Source organism: Chitinophagales bacterium (genome assembly GCA_017303835.1).
GTDB lineage: Bacteria > Bacteroidota > Bacteroidia > Chitinophagales > Chitinophagaceae > JAFLBI01.
The window spans coordinates 461,841-481,608 of record JAFLBI010000001.1 but is presented as its reverse complement, the minus strand read 5'-3'; the positions used below and the strand labels follow the sequence as shown (position 1 = coordinate 481,608).

General features: G+C 42.4%; 16 protein-coding genes. 7 read left to right on the top strand and 9 right to left on the bottom strand.

What is annotated here, in order from left to right:
* Positions 1 to 121: 121 nt before the first annotated feature.
* A complete protein-coding gene (locus J0L83_02150) occupies positions 122 to 2,887 on the top strand; it encodes a TonB-dependent receptor family protein (GenBank protein ID MBN8663344.1) in 2,766 nt (921 codons plus the stop codon).
* A gap of 12 nt (positions 2,888 to 2,899) precedes the next feature.
* Positions 2,900 to 3,637: a GLPGLI family protein gene (locus J0L83_02145; GenBank protein MBN8663343.1), complete on the top strand. Its 738-nt coding sequence runs from the start codon at positions 2,900 to 2,902 to the stop codon at positions 3,635 to 3,637.
* A 67-nt stretch (positions 3,638 to 3,704) separates the two neighbouring features.
* On the opposite strand, the gene J0L83_02140 is transcribed toward J0L83_02145, so the two are convergent.
* The 5 genes from J0L83_02140 to J0L83_02120 form a co-directional block, all read right to left on the bottom strand.
* Positions 3,705 to 5,552, bottom strand: coding sequence for a glycoside hydrolase family 13 protein (locus J0L83_02140; protein ID MBN8663342.1), 1,848 nt, complete (start codon positions 5,550 to 5,552; stop codon positions 3,705 to 3,707).
* Between the two features lie 10 nt (positions 5,553 to 5,562).
* Complete coding sequence (locus tag J0L83_02135) at positions 5,563 to 6,600, bottom strand: hypothetical protein (GenBank protein ID MBN8663341.1); 1,038 nt, start codon at positions 6,598 to 6,600, stop codon at positions 5,563 to 5,565.
* Between the two features lie 44 nt (positions 6,601 to 6,644).
* Positions 6,645 to 7,985 (bottom strand): SLC45 family MFS transporter, encoded by a 1,341-nt coding sequence (locus tag J0L83_02130; GenBank protein MBN8663340.1) that lies wholly within the window; start codon positions 7,983 to 7,985, stop codon positions 6,645 to 6,647.
* Between the two features lie 96 nt (positions 7,986 to 8,081).
* Complete coding sequence (locus tag J0L83_02125; GenBank protein MBN8663339.1) at positions 8,082 to 9,365, bottom strand: glucose-1-phosphate adenylyltransferase; 1,284 nt, start codon at positions 9,363 to 9,365, stop codon at positions 8,082 to 8,084.
* A gap of 30 nt (positions 9,366 to 9,395) precedes the next feature.
* The gene (locus J0L83_02120; GenBank protein MBN8663338.1) at positions 9,396 to 10,823 is read right to left on the bottom strand and encodes a glycogen synthase; all 1,428 of its coding nucleotides are present in this window, start codon (positions 10,821 to 10,823) and stop codon (positions 9,396 to 9,398) included.
* A gap of 135 nt (positions 10,824 to 10,958) precedes the next feature.
* On the opposite strand from J0L83_02120, the gene J0L83_02115 reads away from it, so the two are divergent.
* The 3 genes from J0L83_02115 (at position 10,959) to J0L83_02105 (ending at position 14,140) form a co-directional block, all read left to right on the top strand.
* Positions 10,959 to 12,563 carry an MFS transporter gene (locus J0L83_02115; protein MBN8663337.1) on the top strand — a complete coding sequence of 535 codons (1,605 nt, stop codon included), beginning with the start codon at positions 10,959 to 10,961 and terminating at the stop codon, positions 12,561 to 12,563.
* 53 nt (positions 12,564 to 12,616) lie between these two features.
* Entirely contained in the window at positions 12,617 to 13,582 is a 966-nt protein-coding gene (locus J0L83_02110) for an ROK family protein (protein ID MBN8663336.1), read from the top strand.
* A gap of 87 nt (positions 13,583 to 13,669) precedes the next feature.
* A complete protein-coding gene (locus J0L83_02105; GenBank protein ID MBN8663335.1) occupies positions 13,670 to 14,140 on the top strand; it encodes a YdeI/OmpD-associated family protein in 471 nt (156 codons plus the stop codon).
* On the opposite strand, the gene J0L83_02100 is transcribed toward J0L83_02105, so the two are convergent.
* The 3 genes from J0L83_02100 to J0L83_02090 form a co-directional block, all read right to left on the bottom strand.
* Positions 14,135 to 14,695, bottom strand: a complete 561-nt coding sequence (locus J0L83_02100) for a DinB family protein (protein MBN8663334.1) — start codon at positions 14,693 to 14,695, stop codon at positions 14,135 to 14,137. The genes J0L83_02105 and J0L83_02100 overlap by 6 nt on opposite strands.
* A 63-nt stretch (positions 14,696 to 14,758) precedes the next feature.
* Entirely contained in the window at positions 14,759 to 15,340 is a 582-nt protein-coding gene (locus J0L83_02095; protein MBN8663333.1) for a Crp/Fnr family transcriptional regulator, read from the bottom strand.
* A 69-nt stretch (positions 15,341 to 15,409) separates the two neighbouring features.
* On the bottom strand, positions 15,410 to 15,724 hold the full coding sequence (locus tag J0L83_02090; protein MBN8663332.1) for an RNA-binding protein: 315 nt from the start codon (positions 15,722 to 15,724) through the stop codon (positions 15,410 to 15,412).
* Positions 15,725 to 16,087: 363 nt separating this feature from the next.
* Here J0L83_02090 and J0L83_02085 point away from each other — a divergent pair, with 363 nt between their 5' ends.
* Positions 16,088 to 17,200 carry a lactonase family protein gene (locus tag J0L83_02085; GenBank protein ID MBN8663331.1) on the top strand — a complete coding sequence of 371 codons (1,113 nt, stop codon included), beginning with the start codon at positions 16,088 to 16,090 and terminating at the stop codon, positions 17,198 to 17,200.
* Positions 17,201 to 17,202: 2 nt separating this feature from the next.
* Here the strand turns inward: J0L83_02085 and J0L83_02080 are convergent, their stop codons facing one another.
* Positions 17,203 to 18,150 carry a phosphodiester glycosidase family protein gene (locus J0L83_02080; GenBank protein ID MBN8663330.1) on the bottom strand — a complete coding sequence of 316 codons (948 nt, stop codon included), beginning with the start codon at positions 18,148 to 18,150 and terminating at the stop codon, positions 17,203 to 17,205.
* A 72-nt stretch (positions 18,151 to 18,222) separates the two neighbouring features.
* On the opposite strand from J0L83_02080, the gene guaA reads away from it, so the two are divergent.
* On the top strand, positions 18,223 to 19,758 hold the full coding sequence (guaA, locus tag J0L83_02075; protein MBN8663329.1) for a glutamine-hydrolyzing GMP synthase: 1,536 nt from the start codon (positions 18,223 to 18,225) through the stop codon (positions 19,756 to 19,758).
* Positions 19,759 to 19,768: the final 10 nt, after the last annotated feature.

The window sequence follows — 19,768 nt, the reverse complement described above, 5'->3', positions numbered from 1 at the left end:
ATGTTTGGCAAAACCTGTTAGAAATATACCTACAGTTTTTTGTTAAATCTGATTAACGGTATGTAATCTAAAGATTATTTGTGCATTTTGCACTAAACTAATTATTTAGTTAAACCTGCTTATGCGAAAAACTGCTGCATTATTATGGCTGCTCGGCGTCGTGCTGACAGCTAGCGCACAGGAAACTGTGTTAAAAGGCACTGTAGCCGATACACTCAACAAACAACAACTGCACAATGCAGTTGTGTCGCTATTAAGACCAAAAGATTCCGTGCTCATCAAATATGTGCGAACCGATCAGCAAGGAAGATTCCAAATCAGTGGTATACCATCAGGGAAACTATTGATACTGGTCAGCTACCCCAACTACGCTGATTATCTGGATCAGCTTACAGTTGATGCAAATGCAACCAAAGACTTAGGTAATATTCCGCTGATTACAAAAGCCAAGCTACTTGAAGAAGTAATCGTAAAACAGAAAATATCTGCCATTAGAATGCGCGGCGATACTACTGAGTATCGTGCAGATAGTTTTCGAGTAAGCGCGAATGCCAATGTGCAGGAGTTATTACGCAAACTACCGGGCATATCCGTAAATGGTAAGGGAGAAATCACTGCGCAGGGACAAAAGGTTGAAAAAGTGCTGGTAGATGGTGAAGAGTTCTTCAGTGATGACCCAGCAGTTGTAACACAAAATCTTAGGGCTGATGCAGTGGAGAAAGTGCAATCCTTTGATAAGAAAAGTGACCAAGCCGTATTTACAGGTATTGATGATGGTCAGAAGACCAAAACATTAAACCTTGTATTGAAAGAAGACAAGAAGAAAGGCTATTTCGGCAAATTGGAAGCCGGCAGTGATTTTGGTAAATACCGATATGGAAAAGGCATGCTGAATTCATTTAAAGGAAAGAAAAAAGCTGCCGCCTATATAACAACAGACAATACGCGCTATGAAACGCTCAACTGGAATGAGCGACGTAACTATGGCGAGGATTTGAATACTCAAACCCAGATTTCTGATGATGGTGGCGTTAGTATATGGTCTAACGGAGATGAATTCAGCTGGGGCCGTGGTTTACCAAACTCTACTACTGGAGGTCTGCATTTCAGTAATAAATGGAATCAAGACAAACACAACAGTGTAAACACTTACCAATTCAACGATTTGCGTGTAACTGGTGAGAATACCAGTACAACACAAACTCTCTTACCTGATGGTAGTTTCTTTGTCAACAATAGTGACCAGAAGTTTGATAACCTTAGAAGAAGAAACCGCTTAAGAAGCACTTATGAGTGGCAGATTGACTCTACCAGTAACCTTAAGATTATTGGTACAGGCTCTATCATTAATAATAGAAGCAATAGTATATTCCAAGGTGCTTCATTGGATAGCAAGGGCTTTAAATTAAATGAAACATCTAGACAGACCATCAACGAGTCGGATGAGCAAAACCTGATTGCCAATATTTTCTGGCGGAAACGCTTCAAGAAAAAAGGCAGAACTATTTCAATTACAGCTGATGTGAACAGTACCAGGAGAACTGGTGATGGTTTTCTGTTTGCCACCAATACCTTCTTTACGGGCGCCACAACCACAACAAGAATTGATCAGAAAAAGACCAATGATGAAAACATCTCTGGCTTGAGTACTAAAGTGTCTTATACTGAACCACTTTCAAAAACAACTACACTGGAATTAAACTACCGCTTTGAGAACAACCGGAACAACGCAGAAAGAAATACATTGGAAGGCGGTGTGAATGGTGCAGGTAAGTATGAGACTATGGTTGATTCACTCAGTAATCACTTTGTATTCAACAATTACGGACATATAGGTGGCTTCAATATCCGATACAACTACAAGAAAATTAATTTCTCCGTAGGAACAGGTGTTGGTAATGTACAGTTCAATATTGAAGACTTGCGAAAGGCAAGAAATCGCTCAGCCAATTTCACCAACTTTCTACCATCAGCCAATTTCAATTACCAGTTGAAAAAACAAACCAGGCTGGGCTTTAGGTATAACGGTAGTACCAGAAACCCAAGTCTGCAGCAGATCAACCCAATTATTGATAATATTGATCCGTTAAACCTAACGGTTGGTAATCCTAATTTGGGTCAGGAATTCCGAAACAACTTTGAATTATACTTCAGCGATTACAAGGTATTGAAGAGTAAAAACATTTACCTCAGCGCAAATTACAGCTATGTAAACAATGCCATCACCAATGCGAATACAATTGACAAAGCAACAGGTAAACGTATCAATCAGGCGGTGAATGTAAATGGCAATTACAACTTTAACATGTGGTCAAGCTACGGATTTGAACTCTTTCCTTCATTTAACCTGAACTTCAACTTCAATCCGTCAATTAATCGCTTCATCAATATTGTAGACGGACAGGAGAATATTAACGACAGTAGAAATATGCGCTTCAGCATTGGATCGGGTTATTGGGGTGACAAATGGATAAATTACTGGTTCGACCTCAGTGCAACCAATAATTTCTCTAAATCTTCAATCAATCCAAACAATACTACCCGATTCTGGAATTACAATACCAATGCCAATATAGAGATGAAGCTTCCAAAGAAGTGGTATGTTAATTTCGAAGCTGATATTGAGATGTATCAAAGAACTACGGTATTTGCCAATCAGCGTAATGTTGTTTTATTAAACGGTTCTGTTCGAAAATCCATTGATAAAAAAGAGAACTGGCAGATACAGTTCAGGGTCAATGATATCCTGAATCAGAACCTGGGCATCAACCGTAATATCAGCAGCAACTTTATTTCTGAAACCACTCAACAATCCATCAGAAGATTCGGCATACTCTCGCTTACTTACAACTTCAATAAAAACGGTGCTGAGCCAAAAGGATTCTAAATCAAGCTTATTATGAAATACTTATTCATTTCATTATGTCTCTTTACTGCACTTATCAGTAGTGCACAATCAAGGTTTATCGGTAGTGGCAGAATTGAGTATGAAAGAAAAACCAATCAGCACCGCGCATTGGATGCTGAAGGCGACAACGAGTGGATAAAAGAGCTTAAGAAAACCATACCCAAATTTGTTTCTGACGTATTTGAGTTGCAGTTTACTACCGATAAGTCTGTGTATAAATTGGCAAAAGAGAATACAGATAATAAATATCTCTGGAATGCCAAGCCTAGTGAATCCGATGTATTGGTGCAGGACTTGAATAATAAGAAAGTATCGATACAAAGAGATGTGTTTGAGCAAACCTATCTTTTACAGGATAGTGCGCGCAACCTTGAATGGCGTATTACAGAAGAAACCAGAGAGATTGCTGGTTTTGAGTGTAGAAAAGCTGTAACCAAAATCTGCGACTCCGTTTATATCGTTGCTTTCTACACAGATCAAATATTGGTTAGCAGCGGCCCCGAAAGCTTTGGCGGTTTGCCGGGTATGATTCTCGGTTTGGCTGTACCCAGATTAGCCGTTACATGGTTTGCCACCAAGGTGGAATTAACCACGCCTACCAGTCCACAATTAAACCCCGTGCAGAAAGGCAAGAAAACCACCTGGGCCAAAATGAGTAATGATATGCAGAAAGCGATCAAAGATTGGGGCAAGGAGGGTGCCGCATTTATGTGGAAGTTCTCTTTATAACCTAATCACGATACAAATAAGAAAAGCCCCGCGATTGCGGGGCTTTTCTATGTAAGGTTGTATTCATCTATTTCAGTTCCAATACCCACATTTGCTTGGCAGGAATACTAAAACTGCTACCAAGTGTATTTCCTGTTACCACATCTTTTGCACTACTGAATCCTTTGGTTCTTTCAGCATACTTTGCAAAGTCTACTTTCATTTCTTTATCCGCAGTATTCATCACACACATTACAGTCTGCTTTGCATCATACCGGAAGTAAACATACAGACCATCAACGGGCAGATATTGCATCATTTTACCGGTTGTGATCGCACTCGACTGCTTCCTGAAATTCGCCAACTTGGCTGTATACTGCTGAACAGCTAGTTCGTCAGCAGTTAAACCGGTACCGGAGAAAGCGCTTTTTTGATCGCCCTTCCAGCCGCCCGGGAAATCCAATCTCACCCAACCATCATTCGGATTCTTCTCTCCTTTCATCAGCACTTCTGTTCCATAATACATTTGCGGAATACCTCTGCTTGTCAGCAGCCAGGCTAATCCCATCTTCATCTTACCTACATCTTCTTTCACTTCTGAAAAGAAACGATTCAAATCGTGATTATCCAGGAATATGCAGTTCAGAGAAGGATCTTTATACAGGAAATCATTACTCAATGTAGTATAGAGCTTATTCACCCCTTCTGTCCACCCAAATGGCTGATTCAAAGCAGGCAGTATCCCATAGAAGAGCGTTTGAAAATCTGTTACACCCGGAAGATTACTCTTGAATGCAGTTTGAAAATTGTTGTCTGCAAAATATGCCTGATTGGCTGTACCATGCACCCAGGTTTCACCAAACATGGTCATCTTAGGATATTCATCGAGTAAAGCTTTATTACAACGATTCATGAAAGCGAGATTGTTATAGATATAGGTATCTATTCTCCATCCGTCTACACCAAATTCTTCCACACTCCAAAGTGCATGCTGAATCAGGAAATTAGCTACCAGGGGGTTGTTGTGATTCAGATCAGGCATTTGCTTGGTAAACCAACCCTTTTCCATGATTGCTGCTTCAGAAGGTGCCACATAGGGATCAAAAAATACCTGATCCTTATAATTGGTATTGGTATACTGAGGCCATTGATTCAACCAATCTTTTGTTGGCTGTTCAATAACAAACTCATGTTCCACACCAACGTGATTGTACACCGCATCCTGAATCAATTTCATGCCGCGCTTATGCAGTTCATCACTTAATTTTTTATACGCTTGATTACCGCCATGCCTAGGATCCACTTTGTAATGATTGGTAATCGCATAGCCATGCTCTGTTCTGTCGGGCATATCATTCTCGAGCACAGGCGTCATCCATACTGTTGTTACACCCAGCTGCTGCAAGTAATCTAAACCATCAATAACACCCTGGATATCGCCTCCATGTCTGTGATACACAGAATCACGATTCAGGGTTTGATCGCGCAAGCCAGCAATACGATCATTACTATAGTCTCCATTACGGAAACGATCGGGCATGATGAGGTAAACAAAATCTTTCTGTTGTACACCTTGCGCAAATGCTGTTCCCTTACCTGCACGGCGTGGTTTCAACTCCCACGAAACAGTTTGCTTGCCTTGTTTACCGGCAAACTCCAGATTCACTATTCCCGGTTTTGCAGCAGGACTAATCGTAATATCCGCTGCGATATACAATGGATTATCCAGTTGGTATACTTTATTCAATTGCACACCGGGATAATTCACACTAAATTTGGAAGCGGCAAAATCTTTACTGCTGCCTTTGATTAGCAACTGCACTTTATTCCACTTCATACCCACCCACCAATTGGTTGGATATACACTGATTTGGGCATACAGCCCCCCTGTTAGCAAACATGCCAACAAGATAATGCCTGCTCTTTTCCCTAACATATGATTGTTTTTAACGAATACTCAATGCAATACCAGCGCCTGCTCCATTGTACTTTGCAAAAGTATAATCGGCATACACTTTCAAGAATGCGAGGTTAAGTCGAAGCCCCCAAGTATTGGTAAACCCACTTTGGGTATACTTCAAATCCACAGGATCCACAATGGTTGATGTAACAGGTAAGTTAGCTGGTGGCGGACCAGTATAAGTTGCCGTATAACTTCCTTTAATTCCAATATTGCTGTTACCAGCAATAAAGCCGGCTGAAGCATATACTTCAAAAATCAGAAACTTCACAGAAGCCATACCCTGAATAGTTAAAGCTGAAATATCTACTTGCGCACGTTGATTACTACCAGATAATCCACCATCAGACAAATCATACTCTGAGCTTACTTTATTGTAGGCCAATAAACCAGCCAAGCGCAGGAATGGTGCTTTTTTAATAATCGGCAAATAAGAAAACTCATGTTGCAAACCCACACCAAACACACCTACTTTTACCCCATCAAAACTGGTTTGTGGAAAGTAGCGCACTTTGATATCAGTATTCTTAATAAATCCAATACCAACCTGTGCCACAGGAAGAGGCACTGCTACAAAGCCAATAGCATCTTTCATATCCTGACCAATACCGTCTGGCGCACGAAAAGTTGTTCTGGCTGTTTGACCGTTTATAGTAGTGGTTACATTGATATCCTGTGTTGTTTTACCACCAAGGAAAGTAGGCAGATTTGTACTCGTAGCTCCTCCTGCTAAAGAGAAGGTAGAATAATCGCTGTTGCGGAAATTAAATGTCTGCAACTTATCCGGCACAATTGCCGCCTGCATATTAACTGAGATATCAAATCCTAGAAATTTATGGGCTTTTGCTGTACTGCTCCAGCCACGAGCCATGTTATAAATCTGGCCTTCACCGAATGGTCTTAGGTACCCTTCCAGATACTTGTTTGCATCAGGCTTAGAGCCTGCTATGATAACATCAAAATCTTGTGCCTGCGAAGTATAAGCACCGGTCAGCATTAAAACAGAAAAGAGAATTTTTTTCATGATTATGGGTTTAAGTGAAGCCGGGGGACTGCTATACAAAGTTATTACTCAGATTTGATTACAAGTTTTGCAAAAATGCCTGCCAGCAACATAGACACACCAGACAAACCAATCACGTTAATGGCTTGTTCGTTCAATAAACTCAATGCCACACCACCTAATAACCCTGCAGCTATCTGTGGAACAGTAATGGTGATATTAAATATCCCCATGTATACACCGGTTTGCTTTGCGGGCAACGATGAAGATAAAATAGCATAAGGCATGGCCAGAATAGCCGCCCAAGCCACGCCAACACCTACCATTGCAAGAAAGTGGAGATTCTTGTCTTCAATAAATACCATAGAAATCAATCCCAAACCACCTGCCAGCAAAGACACCGCATAAGTATTTTTTCTGCCAAACTTATCCGCAAGCGGTGTTAAGACCAAAGAGTACAAAGCCGCAAATACACTGTAGGCTGCAAAGATCACACCTGTCCAGTTACCTGCTTCGTTGAATTCTTTTGATTTTGGATCCGTTACACCCCAGATATGCTGTGCAATACCTTGCGTAGTATACACCCACATCAGGAATAAAGAAAACCAAGAGAAAAATTGGGTTACTGCCAATTGCCACATAGCTGTGGGAATATTGGCAAGCAATTGCATAAAGCTTTTCTTCTCTTCCTGCTCTGTTGAGATGTTATTGTACTTCGCATATTCTTCGGGAGGATATTCTTTGGTACGGAAGGATGTCCACAACACACTTAACAACAATACAGCACCACCAAAGTAAAACGACCAAATAACCGTAGGTGCCACTTTCTGTCCTTCAGCAGGCTCATTGGCTACACCGATGCTGGTTAAAATAAACGGCAAGAGTGAACCCACTACTGCACCGGCATTGATCAAAAAGCTTTGAATAGAATAGCCTTTGTTTCGCTGGCTATCTGGTACCATATCGCTTACCAAAGCACGGAAAGGCTGCATGGTTACATTGAAAGAAGTATCCATGAGCAATAACATGGTGGCGCCAAAGATCAATGGAGCCAGTAAAGCGGCAAAGTGTTCTGAATTGGGCATAAAGAACATGGCTCCTGCTGAGACAATGGCACCGCCCAGAATAAACGGAATTCTACGGCCAAGCTTGGTCCAGGTTTTATCGCTGGACAAACCAACAATTGGCTGGACAATCAATCCGGCTAAGGGAGCTGCCAGCCAGAACAAACTCAGGTGATGCGGATCAGCATCCAAAGCGGAGAGGATACGACTGGTATTGGCATTCTGCAAAGAATAACCAATCTGAACACCTAAGAAACCGAAACTGATATTCCAAATCTGCCAGAAACTTAAGAGGGGTTTATTGGCGGATGAAGTGTTATTGGGGGCTTGTCCAAGGGCCATAGCAATCGATTGAATATGTACAAATTACATGATGTCTAAAAGTACAATAAAAAAGCATCCCTTACGAGATGCTTAATTAGTTTTTTGGGTGTGTGATTAGATCACAAAACCGTCCGGAAGTACTGCTCCTTTCTTCACTACAACAATACCATCTTTAATGGCATAAAGGGCATGATCTGTGTTTTCCAAGTGCTTACCGCCGTTGATGCGAACATCATTACCAATACGACAATTCTTATCCAGAATCGCATCTTTGATATAGCAGCGCTCACCGATACCGATTTTCGGTTTACCCTTACTCACATTCTCAGCCATTTGCTCTATGGTTTCGTAATAATCGTTACCCATGATATAGGTGCTTACAACCGTTGTACCATGACCAATTCTGGAGCGAATACCTACTACGCAATTCTCCAGTCTGGAAGCATGAATGATACAGCCATCAGCAATGACTGTCCTTTCTAAAGTAGTACCACTTATTTTGGCCGGAGGCAACATACGTGCACGGCTGTACACGAGCTTATTATTATCGAACAGGTTGAATGGAGGAATCTCATCAGTCAGTGCCAGGTTGGCTTCATAGAAAGAATAGATATTACCGATATCTGTCCAATAACCATCATACTGGAAGCTAACAACCCTACCGCTTTCAATAGAGTTAGGAATGATTTCTTTACCAAAATCTGTTGCATTCGGGTGTACTTCCAACAAGAGGTTTTTCAGCACTTGCTTATTGAAGATGTAAATACCCATAGATGCCAGGTAATGACGCCCCTGTGCCTTCATTTCTGCACCAGTATCACTGACCCACTCGCCAAGCACTTCTTTCTTTGGTTTTTCTACGAATGCAGTGATATTATTGGCTTCATCTGTTTTCATGATACCAAATTCAGGCGCATCTCTGTCGCCTACCGGAATAGTAGCGATACTGATATCAGCTCCCTTTTCTTTGTGTGCGGCCAGCATGTCTGTGAAATCCATCTGATACAACTGATCACCACTCAGAATGAGTACATACTCAAAATCCAGATTAGAAATATGGCGAAGAGATTGTCTTACTGCATCAGCGGTGCCCTGAAACCAACCTGGATTATCAGGTGTTTGCTCAGCAGCAAGGATGTCAACAAAACCCGAGCTGAATACGGAAAACTGATACGTATTCTTAATGTGCTTATTGAGTGAAGCAGAGTTGAACTGCGTCAAGACGAACATCCTGTTGATGTTGGAGTTGATACAGTTGCTGATGGGGATATCCACCAAACGATATTTACCGGCAATCGGAACAGCCGGCTTGGATCTGCTTGCGGTAAGTGGGTACAAACGAGTACCTGCTCCTCCACCCAAAATCACTGCTAGTACCTGACTTGAAATATTCTGCATAATATCCTGTTATATGATTTGAAAAACTATTTAAGCTTTTAAGGATTGATACAACTGCAGGTAAGCATTAACTGAGCTTTCCCAGCTGTGATCAATCTGCATCATGTACTGACGCATTCTATCCATTTGTTCTTTATCGCCATACACTTCCAAAGCCCTACCAATTGCATGGAGGAGGTCGCTGGTTGTAGCATGTGTAAAACGAATACCAAAGCCTTCCCAATCACCCATATCCACTACTGTATCTTGTAAACCTCCGGTACTTCTCACCATGGGTACTGTACCATAACGGAGTGCATACATTTGATTTAAGCCACATGGCTCCACTCGACTGGGCATGAGTAGAAAATCAGCCCCGGCATACATCACATGGCTTAGCGCTTCGTCGTATCCAATATAGCAATTATAGTGCTGTGCAACAAATGAATCGAACTTCAGGTCATTCAGCTGTCTTTCTACAGTTGGGTCACCACTGCCCAGCACCAGAAACTGTCCCGCCCCTGCACTTTGATGAATGGCTGTCGCAATGGTATCGGGCAGTATTTCAGCAGCTTTTTCTCCAACAAGTCTGCCAATAAATACAAACAAAGGCTTGGATGCATCCAATCGGAAGCGCTCGCAGAGCTGCTCTTTATTGGCCTGTTTACCTTTCTGAATACTATTGGTATCGTAATGTGTCGTCAAATATTTATCATCTGCCGGATTCCAGACATCATAATCAATACCGTTCAGAATACCGCTGCACTTCCCCTTTTCATACTCAAACAAAGCCTCTAATCCATTGCTGTTGTAACGAAGTTCATCCATATAGCTCTGGCTAACCGTAGTAACACGCCAGGCACATTTAATCGCACTAGCAAGTGGGTTGATACTATTGGCCCAGTCCAGATCGCCCCAGCGCCAGCTATCCCACTCAGGTATGTACTTGCTTTTATCCCAGCCCATCCAACCCTGGTATTGTGCATTATGGATGGTAAGCACGCTGGGCACATTGCTTAACTTATTTCTGTAAGCATAACAGTGTTTCATCATAAAAGGAATCAGGCCTGTATGATGATCATGACAGTGCACAATATCCGGAACATGCTGCCACTGCACCATCCATTGCAGTACAGCTATCTGAAAAGCCGTGAATCTTTCGGCATCATCATCATAGCCATATACTTTTTGTCTATCGAGCAGCCCATTGATATCTACCAGAAATAAATCATACCCAAGATCCTTACTCGAGAGTTTGATTATGGTGAAATCAAATTGCCAGTCGCCCAGCCAGGCTTTTCCTTTAAAGTCTACATCCCACTGGTTATCGTACAAGAATTTAGTACGATACATGGGCATCACTACTTTGGCCACATGCCCTGCTTTTGTCTGGTACTTTGGCAAAGCACCTACCACATCGCCCAAGCCACCTGCTTTTGCCATGGGATATGCTTCTGCACTGATGTGTACAATTTCCATAATGAATGTTTAGGGGAAAAACCAGCTACAGGTGTCAAGATAGGATGAAAAACAATTACTTGCAATGGAAGGATAAAAATTTTCATAGCATAATTTTTTATACTTTCAGCATTCAAAATCAAACCAACGATCGCCATGAACATTGCTACCCAAGAAACCAACAAGGGCGCGCTAACTACACTCGTTACCGTATTCTTCTTTTGGGGATTCATTGCTGCTTCTAATAGTATCTTGATTCCTTTCTGTAAAACCCATTTCGAGCTCACTCAATTACAGTCGCAATTAATAGGCTCTGCTTTCTATGGCGCCTATTTCATCGGCTCGCTTATCCTGTTTATTCTTTCTAATTTCTTGGGCTATGATATTGTAAACCATATTGGCTACAAAAAGGGCATTATTTATGGTCTGGCCATTTCTGTGGTTGGCGCTTTGCTGATCATCCCATCAGCCAACGCCAATTCATTCAATGCCATTTTGGGTTCATTATTCGTTGTGGCGCTAGGCTTCTCGCTCCAGCAAACCTGCGCTCAGCCATTTGCCATCGCACTTGGCGACCCCGCAACAGGTTCACACAGGTTGAATCTGGGTGGTGGAGTGAATTCATTAGGTACTACACTCGGACCAATCATCGTCAGCTTTTTCCTATTTGGCTCAGTAGGATCTTCTGATGTAGAAGTAACCGTAAAAAACATCAATAATCTATACCTGATTGTTGCAGTGGTATTTGCAGCTGTTGCATTATTCTTCCAGTTCTCCAAACTACCGGAAGGCAAGAACAATGAACCATTTGAAAAAGCCGGCAAAGCGGCCAGCTCCTTGAGCGTAATGACCTTGCTTATCTTGGGTATCATCGCAGTTGGACAGTTTACAGAAGTACCCAAACTCTGGTTACTGATTGCCATTATGCTAGTTGTTATATTAATTCTCTTCTACAGTAATAGCAAGGCTGAACAATCCAGTGAAGGCTGGGGTGCCATGAAATACCCACAGTTGATCTATGGTATGATCGGCATCTTCGTGTATGTTGGTGTTGAAGTAACCATCGATAACAATTTTGGTGCGCTGTTAAAGCAACCGGGCTATTTCAACGAAACAGGTTTGGATGAAAGCCAGATATCACAATATATCTCCTTGTATTGGGGTAGTTTGATGATTGGTCGCTGGACCGGAGCCATCTCTGTGTTTAACCTTTCTGCAGCCAGCAAAAGAATCGCGACCATCGTTGTTCCATTCATCGCATTTGCAGTGGTACTCGCAGCCAACAGTTTACACGGTAGCGATGTAAGCAATTTGCTCCCTTATGCGATTTGCATTGCTATTGCCATTGCTGCTTTCTTCTACGGTCAAGAAAAGCCGGTAAAAACTTTGCTTACACTTTCTGTTCTTGCCGCTGTAGCCATGCTGATTGGTTCATTTACCACAGGTATTGTGTCAGTATACGCGTTTATTGCAGGCGGTCTGTGTTGTTCAATTATGTGGCCATGCATCTTCTCATTGGGTGTTGGTGGATTGGGCAAATACACTAGCGAAGGCTCTGCCCTGCTGATCATGATGATCTTGGGTGGTGCAGTTATTCCTCCATTGCAGGGAGCTTTTGGCGATGGCGTATTAGGATTGCATAAGAGTTACCTGATTGCTGCAGCATGCTTTGGCTTACTGGCTTTATTAGCGCTCAAGCTGAAAAGTGTACTTAAGAGCCAGGGACTTGATTTCGATAAACAAATCGGAGGAGGACATTAATAGATTTTTCACAGTAACAGGTAGTGCATGACTACCTGTTGAATTTGAAGTATATGACAGAACAACCTTCTTCTTTTGCCATAGGTGTAGACATAGGCGGTACCAATACCAAATTTGGATTAGTAGACAAGCGTGGTAATATCTGGTATCAGGACAGGATGCGTACAACAGACCATGAGCAGGTAGGCACATTCGTGGAAGAACTCTACGAAAAGCTGCAGCCCATGATTGAAAAAGTTGGCGGTATCGATAAGATTAAAGGTATTGGCATGGGCGCCCCCAATGGCAACTACTACAAAGGCACTATTGAATATGCGCCCAATCTTAAGTGGAAAGGCATTGTGCCCATTGCGACTATCGTAAACGAAAAATTTGGCATACCCGCAATCCTCACCAATGATGCCAATGCTGCAGCGCAAGGTGAAATGATGTATGGTGCTGCCAAGGGCATGAAAGACTTTATCGTAATCACATTGGGAACGGGTGTTGGCAGCGGCATCATCGTGAATGGACAACTCGTCTATGGCCATGATGGTTTTGCAGGCGAACTTGGTCACGTTACTGTAATTCCAGATGGCCGTGAGCATTGGGGTACCGGCATGAAGGGCAGCTTAGAAGCCTATTGCAGTGCAACAGGCATGCGCTTAACTGCTTTGGAATTAATGGAAAAAAATCCTGATGTAGATACCCCTTTACGCAAAATCAAAGCAGAAGATATCGATAGCAAAGCTATATACGATGCTGCCATGCAGGGCTGCGGCTTATGCAAGGAAGTTTTCGAATACACAGGCAATATACTTGGATTGGCTCTGGCTAATTTCGTAATGTTCAGCTCACCTGAAGCCATCGTTTTATTTGGTGGTGTTACAGCTGCAGGCGAAATGCTGATTAAACCAACGAGGTTGGCCATGGAAGCAAATGTGCTCCCTATTTTCAGGAATAAGGTGAATTTGATTTTCAGCGACCTGAAAGAAGCGGATGCCGCCATTCTAGGTGCCAGTGCTTTGGTTTGGGAATAAAGATTATTCAAAAGATATTCAACCGAAAGGGAACATTACTGTTCCCTTTTTTTGTCAACCAATACGCATTTGAATTGTCATGCATGCATGGCTAAGTACAGAATAGAACATATTTATGCAGGCATTCATGGTGCCATCATTCCTGCAAAACAAGTAGCCAAAATGGGTAAGCCTAAAAGGCTTGTCTGCATCATTGGCGCAGAAACCATTCACGCTGCTGTTCAGCCAACTCAGTCGGGAGATTTTTATGTACACCTCAGTAAACCCTTATTGAAAAAACTGCATTTAAAAACAGGAGATCAGGTAGCTATACAATTTGAGGAAGACAACACCGAGCATCAATTCGCGATGCCTGAGGTATTGGATGAAGTGTTGCAAACAGACCCAAGAGCCAAAGCCATTTTCGAAGCCTTTACTCCAGGCAAAAGACGCAGCCTAATCTATCTGGTACAACAGGTAAAATCTACAGACAAACAAATTGAGCGGGCTTTACTAATTGCCAGCAGAATTAAAGCAGGCATCAACGATCCAAGAATCATCCTCAAGAAAACGCTATGACATTTGCAGCAATATGCGTTGCATCTGCAGTAAATGCCTGTATTCATGCGCTACAAAGAAACGAAGTGTATCACCCAAACGCAAGCTGATCCATTTACTCAGAGAAGTAGGGATTCTTTGCTTTTGCCAATTGGCGAAATGTGCATTTTGCAGCAACAGCATTAATTTTTCCTGATGTAATCGGAATTCAGTTTTCACCGCAACAGCATTCAATGCTTGCACAGGTTGCGCTTTGGCAGGAGCCTGCATTTTTTTAGATAGCGTTCCATCTGGTAGAGGCTGCATCAGTTTGGCAAAGAACTCCCCCAGCCAACCTGAATGGTAATTACCACTATTACCTCGCTCCTCCTGGATTGCTTGATCAATCAGGGGTAAATAATGTCTGCAATAAACATTCAGGTGTTCCATTACCTGAGCAAGACTCCAACCACCAAAACTTGGCTGCTGTAATAACTGCCATTCACTAAGTGTGTCTATACGATTAATAAACTGCTGTACTTGTTGTACAATTTCTAATAATCGCTTTTGTTCTGAAGCTATGCTGTATTGTGGCATATCGATCAATTTTGAACAAAATTCCAGGACCTGAAACCCAAAAATCTTGGTGCAGACCAAGATTTATATGCGTACACTACTCAATAATTTACTGAAAGTGCTGGCATCAATAGCCAGATAAGAAGCCAAGTACTTGTGTGGCACCATATTCAACAAATGCGGACTTCGCTGGAGGAAGGTGGTGAATTTTTGTTCTGCGCTGAAAGCCATAATCTCTGCCTGACGATGCATCACCCCATATAAAGCCGCAGCTGTAGCCAGCCGAACCATTCGCTCAAGTGAGCGATGCTGATCCATCAAATCCTGCAATTGCTGATAGCCCATGCGCAGCATGGAACTTGCAGTTAAAGCTTCTACCGTATAATGTGCAGGTGTTTGCAATTGCAAAGAATCCGGCACCCCGCAAAATGATGGCGGATATGTAAACACAACAGTTACATCCGTTCCATCCTCTGCGAGATAATAAGCCCGCTGAATACCTTCTACTACAAAATAGAGATACCGCTCCACCTCGCCTGCTGCTGTAATCACTGCTTTTCGCTTGAAAGCAACAGGCTGCCAGGCAGCAGAAAAATCCTGCCATACGGCATCAGGAAGGCGAAACCGCGCATCCATCATCTGCTTTAATTGCTGCAGCGCATCCATAGAGGGAATGTACAATAAAAAATCCCCCCGCATTACTACGGAGGGATCAAAAATGTGCACTGCTAAAAATTACCAGCGACTGTTGTTGTAAGAAGGGCGAGGACGGTTACCGCCATTGCCACCACCTGTACGGGGTCTGTCTTCTTTAGGACGAGCTTCGTTTACAGAAATGCTACGACCATCAACCATAGCGCCATTCAATTCAGCGATAGCTTTCTTAGCTGCTTCGTCATCAGACATTTCAACAAAACCGAAACCACGGCTACGGTTAGTGAATTTGTCCATGATAACTTTTGCAGAACTAACTTCACCATACTCTGCGAAAAAACCTCTCAGGTCTTCGTCCTGAACGGCATAACTTAAATTAGAAACGTAAATGTTCATTTTGAAACATTTAAAATTTGAAAAATACTTGAGACAATGCAGAGGCAGGGACTGAACTAACTATCGGCGGAAAAAACTTAGCAGATATATAATTGTACTGACCAAAAACTGATTAACTCAAATTGACCAAGCAAAGCTATGCTATAAAGTCGGTACCACCTATTTTATTTAGATCTCAAATGTTAATTCTCTCAGCTTACAGTTAAGCATTGACAAATTTATGACACAAAAAATCAGTCATATTTTGCAGTTTTGCATCGCTGAGAACCTCCTTAAGGGTCGTTTAAGGACTTTCAGTAGTGCGACTTCGGTCGCACTTTTTGTTTGCAGCTTTCTGTAATTTCAAGCTATAATAGCCCTTATATGCGTTTCATTTCAATACTCTTAGCTTTTATCTGCTTTAGCAGTTCAGCTCAGAACAAACACTATCTGCTTGTTGGCACTTACACACAGAAAGCCAGTAAAGGCATTTATGTTTACGAATTCAACAGCCTTAATGGTAGTTTTCAGGAACGCGGTAGTATCAATAGCTCCAATCCTTCTTTTCTAGCAGTATCTCCAAATGAAAAATTTGTGTATGCTGTTAATGAAGATGGTAATGGCCTTGGCGCGGTAAGTGCATACAGTTTTGATAAAGCGAATGGCAAACTACAATTTCTTGGCAAGCGAGACAGCAAAGGAGATCATCCCTGCTATATCGCCACAGATAAAACAGGACAATGGGTTGCAGCAGGCAATTACAGCAGTGGCAATTTCAGCATATTCAAAGTTTTGGCAAACGGCAGTATCGACACAGCAGCTTATACCATTCAGCACAAAGGCAGCGGACCAGATACCACTCGCCAAAAATCACCGCATGTGCATGCAACTTATTTTACACCTGACAATGCATTTCTATTAGTACCAGATTTAGGCATTGATAAAATAATGGTTTATCGCTTTGATGCTAAAAACGGCAAACCATGGGTAATGTATCAACCAGGCATATCTCCGCCAGGTGCTGGGCCAAGGCATGTAGAAATTCACCCCTCTGCTCCTTTTGTTTATGCAGTAGAAGAATTAAGCGGACACATCCATGCATTTAGAAGAACCCAAGATGGTGGTTTAAAAAGTGTACAAAGAATTTCTGCCCTGCCACCTGCATTTAAAGGTAGTATTGGTGGTGCCGATGTACACATAAGTAATGACGGTAAATTTCTGTATGCATCAAACAGAGGGACATCTAATACGTTGGCGATATTCCGTATTGATGAAAAAAGTGGTATGCTTACTTTATTGAACCATCAGGACACAAAGGGAGTAAAACCACGAAACTTCACCATAGATCCCAGTGGCAAATTCTTATTAGTAGCTAATCAGGAAACAGATGAAATTGTCATCTTCAAAAGAGATTCCAAAACAGGTATGCTAACGGATACCGACCAACGCATTCCTGTATCCAGTCCTGTGTGTTTGAAATGGGCAAAAATGCGTTAAGCTCAACGCTTTTGTTTGATCATGAATACTGCAGGAACAGGCCTTTGCCCTTCTTTATCGGAGGGTTGAATCGTTTCTTTACCATTCACTAATAAACAACTGCTGCCACCGCCATCAAGATTAAGCGCTTCATAACAACCTAATTCTTTTAAGACTCTGGCTTGCTCTCCCAAGCTAGCCCCTTCAGCCACACCAGGCATCCTGCCCTGAACAACCAGTAAAATCAGTTTCCCGTCAGCAGTATATCCCATGGCTGTTCGAGGATGCTTATCATCAATCTGCTTTCCACGAAACATCCGCTCCTGCTCATTACTAATACAAATATGTCCATCACGGATCAAGGATGGCCCGCCGGCAATCGCAGTTTGCATGGACCATTTTTGAATATCTGTTTTAGCAGCAATCTCTTTAACAGAACGAGCAGGCGTTTTACCCCAGCGATTGGCAGGAAAACGAAGCGCATAAGCCTGTGCTTTGGCACTATCTGAATAAATCCAGGCCACGTCCGCATTACCTGATGCATCAATGCCTATGGCTGATCTGGTTACATAGTAATAAACTTCATCGCGTTTATCATACACCGAGCCAATATTATGCGCCACCACTTTCCCATCCTTAATGACCAGATTCAGGTTTCGGTTAGTCTCGAAGGAAAAGAAAGTACCATTCATCACCACCAATGGCTGTTCATTTTTGGCATAAAATCCCGCAGGCGACAACCTTCTGCCATCTGTTGTATCGGTTGTAAAAACCAAGGACGGATCTTTTAAATCTGCAACCACATAAAAAGCCAGATTGGCCTTACCCTTCTCCAGCGGAGTGGTTGTTTTAAATACATGTACAGATGCCGGCAAGGGGCCAAAAAGGCTATCCACATTCTGCCACTGTATTTTCTGAGCCTGAACGGCGGAACAAAGCAATAACAAGCTTACAATCAATCCTATTCGCATGATTTAAAGATACGGTTTCCAAAGAGGCTGCACATCCTTGCCACCGAGCAAATTTCAGTTAACTTCGCGCCCATGACAGAAAAAATCCTGATTCTCGATTTTGGCAGTCAGTACACCCAGCTGATCGCCCGTGCAGTTCGCGAAGCCAATGTGTATTGCGAGATCATCCCCTACCACCAGTCATTTCAAGTAGATAGCTCCCTGAAAGGAATCATCCTAAGCGGTTCTCCCTTCAGTGTAAATGAAGAAAAAGCGCCTGTTGTAGATATTGCTGCATTCATTCAGCAGCGCCCAGTTTTGGGCATCTGCTATGGCGCACAGTTAACTGCCAAGACTTTTGGCGGACGTGTTGACAAATCCAATAAAAGAGAATACGGAAGAGCCATTCTGCAACAACAGCAACAAGATGTTTTGCTGCGCGATGTGGCGGAAAAAACACAAGTATGGATGAGCCATAGCGATTCCATTGTAGAACTGCCATCAGGATTTGAAGTAACTGCTACCACCGATTCAATTCCTGTAGCAGCTTTTAGAAAAACAACAACTGATACAAAGCCTTTGTATGGTTTACAATTCCACCCGGAAGTGTATCATTCTACTGAGGGCAAACAAATACTCAAGAATTTTCTGGTACATGTTTGTGGTTGCAGCTGCGATTGGACACCTGCGCATTTTGTGAGTGAAACAGTTGCACAATTAAAAGAAACCATCGGCAACAGAAAAGTGATCATGGCTTTAAGTGGTGGTGTGGACAGTACTGTTGCTGCTACTTTGATCAGCAAAGCTATCGGCAAAAATCTGTTTGGCATTTTTGTAGACAATGGCGTGTTGCGCAAGAATGAATTTCAGGAAGTGTTGGATACTTATCGTCAACTTGATCTGAATGTAAAAGGCGTAGATGCCCGCGAGCATTTTTATACCAAGCTTGCTGGCAAAACTGATCCTGAAGAAAAACGTAAAATTATTGGTCGCACTTTCATCGAAATATTCGATCAGGAAGCACACAAACTGGAAGGCATTGAAATGCTGGGTCAGGGCACCATATACCCAGATGTAATTGAAAGCGTAAGTGTACATGGCCCTTCTCAGACCATCAAGTCGCACCACAATGTGGGTGGTTTACCAGATACCATGAAATTAGGCTTGGTAGAACCACTCCGCTACTTGTTTAAAGATGAAGTACGCAAAGTAGGTTTGGAATTGGGTATACCATATGAATTATTGTATCGTCACCCATTCCCCGGACCAGGTTTGGCCATCAGAATTCTGGGTGAGATTACAGAAGAAAAAGTAACCCTCTTGCAAGAAGCAGATCATATCTACACCAAGGGCTTGAAAGAACATGGTTTGTATGATAAAGTATGGCAAGCAGGAACAATTTTACTTCCAGTAAAAAGTGTAGGTGTAATGGGCGATGAAAGAACCTATGAATTTACAGTTGCTTTGCGTGCTGTAACTTCTGTTGATGGCATGACGGCCGATTGGGCGCACCTGCCTTATGAGTTTCTCGCACACATCTCCAACGAGATCATTAATAATGTAAAAGGCATCAACCGTGTGGTGTACGATATCAGCAGTAAACCACCCGCCACCATTGAATGGGAATAAATCAAATAAT